General features: G+C 74.8%; 4 protein-coding genes. All 4 read left to right on the top strand.

The genetic code is table 11. The features are described from left to right. The first annotated feature begins 86 nt into the window (after nt 1-86). The 4 genes from ACTUAL_RS11200 (at nt 87) to ACTUAL_RS11215 (ending at nt 4,193) form a co-directional block, all read left to right on the top strand. Nucleotides 87-653, top strand: a complete 567-nt coding sequence (locus ACTUAL_RS11200) for a hypothetical protein (protein WP_440900210.1) — start codon at nt 87-89, stop codon at nt 651-653. Between the two features lie 107 nt (nt 654-760). Next, entirely contained in the window at nt 761-1,927 is a 1,167-nt protein-coding gene (locus ACTUAL_RS11205; RefSeq protein WP_440900211.1) for a cellulose binding domain-containing protein, read from the top strand. A gap of 111 nt (nt 1,928-2,038) precedes the next feature. Further along, nucleotides 2,039-3,115 carry a GDSL-type esterase/lipase family protein gene (locus ACTUAL_RS11210; RefSeq protein ID WP_440900212.1) on the top strand — a complete coding sequence of 359 codons (1,077 nt, stop codon included), beginning with the start codon at nt 2,039-2,041 and terminating at the stop codon, nt 3,113-3,115. Between the two features lie 91 nt (nt 3,116-3,206). Beyond that, a complete protein-coding gene (locus ACTUAL_RS11215) occupies nt 3,207-4,193 on the top strand; it encodes a transporter substrate-binding domain-containing protein (protein ID WP_440900213.1) in 987 nt (328 codons plus the stop codon). Nucleotides 4,194-4,355 lie beyond the last annotated feature (162 nt).

The following is a 4,355-nucleotide window of genomic DNA, read 5'->3' on the forward strand; positions in this document are numbered from 1 at the left end:
ACGCTGACCGGCGGACGGCGCGGGGCGGATGGTACCCCATGCGCGCGCGCGGCCGTTCAGGGGGCAGGGTGATACCCTTCCGCGCCGTGACTGCCAGATCCGAGGTGCCGCCCTCGTTCCGGATCACCGGGGTGCGGCACGAGGGCGGGGAGCTGCGGCTGGTCGCCGAGGACGGGCGGGTGGCGCGGGGGACGCCCCGCCAGTTCCGGGACGTGCAGCTGGTGCCCGCCGAGTTCAACCCGCGCTACCGGGAGCAGTGCGTCGACGTGCTGATGACCGCGCACCTGCGGCCGGAGGAGACGGAGTACGCGGAGCGGCGGGCGCGGGACCGGACCGTGCTCGTCGACCTGGACAGCGCGCACCCGGAGCGGGCCCGCGAGCTGGAGCCGCCGCTGGCCGGGCTGCTGGACCGGTTCGCCGCGCTGGAGCGGACCGCGCTGGAGCTCGTGAGCGCGGAGATCGCGGGCGAGCCCGAGGGGCGGGAGCCGTTCATCGCGGCGTTCCGGGCGGTGTCGCTGCGGGTGTACCTCAGCGGGGACTTCGAGCTGCACCTGAGCGAGCTGGAGCAGGGCAACTACCTGCTGGAGCACTACTGGATCACCGTGGTGCACCTGGCGGACGGGACCCCGGTGGACTTCTCCATGGACGCGTGACCGTCGACGCGTGACCCGGTCGGACGCTGTCGGGCGGTGGTGGGCGTCGTTACGGTCGACCTTCTGGGAGCGCTCCCAGAAACCGTGGACGACAAAGGAGTTGTCTCATGCGCACCCCGTTCCGGCTCGCGGCGCTCGCCGCGGCCCTGGTCGCGGTCACCGGGTTGGTCGTGCTCGGCGGCGGTGGAGGCGGCACCGCCGTCGCCGCGCCCGCCTGCGCCGTCGACTACACGCCCAACCAGTGGGCCACCGGCTTCACCGCCGAGGTCGCGGTCACCAACCGCGCCGCGCCCGTCACCACCTGGACGCTGACCTGGACCTGGGCGGGCAACCAGACCGTCACCTCGGCCTGGAACGCCCAGGTCACCCAGACCGGCGCCAAGGTCACCGCCCGCGACGTCGGCTGGAACGGCCAGCTCGGCACCGGCGGAACCGCCCGCTTCGGGTTCCAGGGCACCTACTCCGGCGCCGCCGCCGCACCCACCGACTTCGCCCTCAACGGCACCCCCTGCAACGACGACGCCCCGCCCACCAGCACGACCACCCCACCGACCACGACCCCGCCGACCACGACCACCACCCCGCAGCAGCCCACCGGCTGCGGCACCGCGACCCTGTGCGACGACTTCGAGTCCCAGACCGGGGCCCCCCCCTCCGGCAAGTGGAGCGTCGGCGCGGCCAACTGCACCGGCACCGGCACGGTCACCGTCGACAACTCCGTCGCGCGCAGCGGCTCCAAGTCGGTCCGGGTCAACGGCGGCGTCGGCTACTGCAACCACATCTTCTTCGGCGCCAGCGTGAGCGGACCGGTGGTGCACGGCCGGTTCCACGTCCGGCACACCACCGCGCTGCCCGCCGCGCACGTGACGTTCATGGCGCTCAAGGACTCCGCCGACGGCGGCAAGGACCTGCGCATGGGCGGCCAGAACGGCGCGCTGCAGTGGAACCGCGAGTCCGACGACGCCACCCTGCCCGCGCAGAGCCCGCAGGGCGTCGCGCAGAGCATCCCGCTGCCCACCGGCCGCTGGACCTGCGTGCAGTTCACCCTCGACGGCTCCAGCGGCAGGCTGAGCACCAGCGTCGACGGGGTCGCCGTTCCGGGCCTGCAGGTCGACGGCTCCCCCACGCCCGACATCGACCAGCAGTGGCTCGCCCGCGCCAACTGGCGGCCGAACACCGTGGACGTGCGGCTGGGCTGGGAGAGCTACGGCGACGGCGGCGACACCCTTTGGTATGACGATGTCGCCTTCGGGAGTGCACCTCTGGCCTGCTAGAAGGCCGCGGGCGCACGAGCGTGGTGCACTGGGCGCGGCGCGGGTCCCGCGCCGCCCCCACACCGCGCCGTCCGGGAGGAAACCGTGGGTCCGTGCCGGAGGTTGCGCGCCGTGTGCGCGGGCCTGGTCACCCCGCTCGTGTCCGCGCTGCTGATGCTCGTCTCCCCCGCGGCGACCCACCCCAGGGTCATGGCCCTCGGCGACTCCATCACCGGCAGCCCCGGCTGCTGGCGCGCGCTGCTCGCGGGCGAGCTGGGCGGCACCGGGCACGCCGACGTCGACTTCGTCGGCACCCAGCCCGCCACCGACTGCGGCGGCGGCCCCTCCCCCGCGCACGAGGGGCACGGCGGGTTCCGGGCCGCCGGGATCGTGCTGGAGAACCTGCTCCCCGGCTGGCTCACCCGCGCCCGGCCGGACGTGGTGCTCATGCACCTGGGCACCAACGACGTCCTGGCGGGCGAGAGCGCCCCGGCCGTGCTCGACGCCTACACCGAGCTGCTCGGGCAGATGCGGCGCGCCAACCCGGCGGTGAAGCTGCTCGTCGCCCAGCTCATCCCGCTCGCCCACCCGGCCTGCCCGGACTGCCCCGCGCGGGTGGCGGAGCTGAACGCCGCGATCCCCGGCTGGGCGCGGGCGCACGGCACGCCGCGCTCCCCCGTCACCGTCGTCGACCAGTGGACCGGTTTCGACCCGGCCGTCGACACGCACGACGGGGTGCACCCGAGCCCGGCCGGTGAGCGGAAGCTGGCCCGCCGCTGGTACCCGCCGCTGGTCGCCGCGCTGGCCGGGGCGGGCGCGCCGCGCGCCGGGAGCCTGGTGGGCGCCGGGTCGGGGCTGTGCCTGGACGGCGCGGACGACCCAGGCGACGTCTCGGCGACCTCGGCGGGCGCCGCGACGTCCGTGCGGCTGTGGGACTGCCGCGACGGGGCCGGGCAGCGGTTCACCACCGCCACCACCGGCGCGATCCGGCTCGGCGAGCGCTGCCTCCAGGCCGTCGCGCCCGAGCTGCCCGTGCTGCTCGCGGCCTGCGACGGCGGCGCCGACCAGCGGTGGGCCCTCGCGGGCGACGGGCAGCTCGTCGGGTCCGGGCACTGCCTGGACGCGCGCGGCTCCGGCGCGGACAACGGCACCCCGGTGATCCTGTGGCGCTGCAACGGGCAGCAGAACCAGCGCTGGGACCGCTTCTGACCGCGCCGCTCCCCCACCATCACCCGATCGCACCACCGGTGACGCGCGCAAACCCGGTGCGCAGCAGGTAGGGGTCGGCGAGAATCCCCCAATGGCAGAGGGGGAGCGCACCACCGACGCGGACCGCGACGGGGAGCCGCGCGGGCGACGCACGACCCGGTTACGCCGCTGGCGGCTGGCCGCGCTCCTGCTGGCCGTCGCCGTGCCGCTGGCGGGCGGGTACTGGTGGTACCGGGAGGCGCCCACCGTGGACGACCTCAAGCAGCAGGCGGGCCTGAAGGGCAAGCAGGAGCTGGTCGTCGGCATCAAGACCGACATGCCCGGCATCGGGCTGCGCGACCCGGCCCCCGGCGCGTACTCCGGCTTCGACGTCGACATCACCCGCATGATCGCCGCCGACCTGGGGTTCCAGGCGTCGGACGTGCGGTTCGTGGAGATCCAGAACGAGGACCGCAGCCGGATGCGCGGCGCGGACGGCGTGCTGGTCGACCTGGTGGTCGCCACCTACAGCATCACCGACCGGCGCGAGGGGATGCGCGGCGTCACCTTCTCCTCCCCGTACCTGGAGACCGAGCAGTCCGTCATCACGCGCAAGGACCACGAGCCGATTCGCGAGGCCGCGCAGCTGCGCGACAGGAGGGTGTGCACGCTCAGCACCTCGACCTCCACCGACGCGGTGAGCGCGGCCGGGGCCGTCATGGACAACAGCAACAACATCAGCGAGTGCGTGACCCGGCTGCTCGCGGGCGAGGTGGAGGCGGTCACCACGGACGCGGTCATCCTCGCCGGGTTCGTCTCCGCGCACCCGGACGAGCTGGCGCACCACGACATCGCGCTGGAGACGCCCGAGCTGTGGGCGGTCAACACCGGGGACAACGCGGCCCTGCTGGCCCTGGTGAACCTGACGCTGCGCCGCTCCGCCTGCGACCCGGCCGACCAGCGGTGGGAGGAGGCGTTCGAGCGGCACCTGCGGCCGATGCTGGAGCACAACCCCGGCGAGGCGCTGCCGCTGGACCGGCAGCCCGAGGCGGAGGACGTCGACGTGCGCACCTGGCCGTCCACCGTCCCGGACTGCTGACCGGATGAGCGCCGACCCCGGCGCGGCCTCGGACGCCGCCCTCGCCGCCGAGGCCGCCCCCCGACCCACCGCCGCCGCCCAGCGCGACGCCTCCCAGGGGACGCTCGCGCGGGTGCCCGCCTTCCCGATCGTGCTGCTGGTGCTCAAGCTCTGGCACCTGAG

Source organism: Actinosynnema sp., from assembly GCF_052038725.1.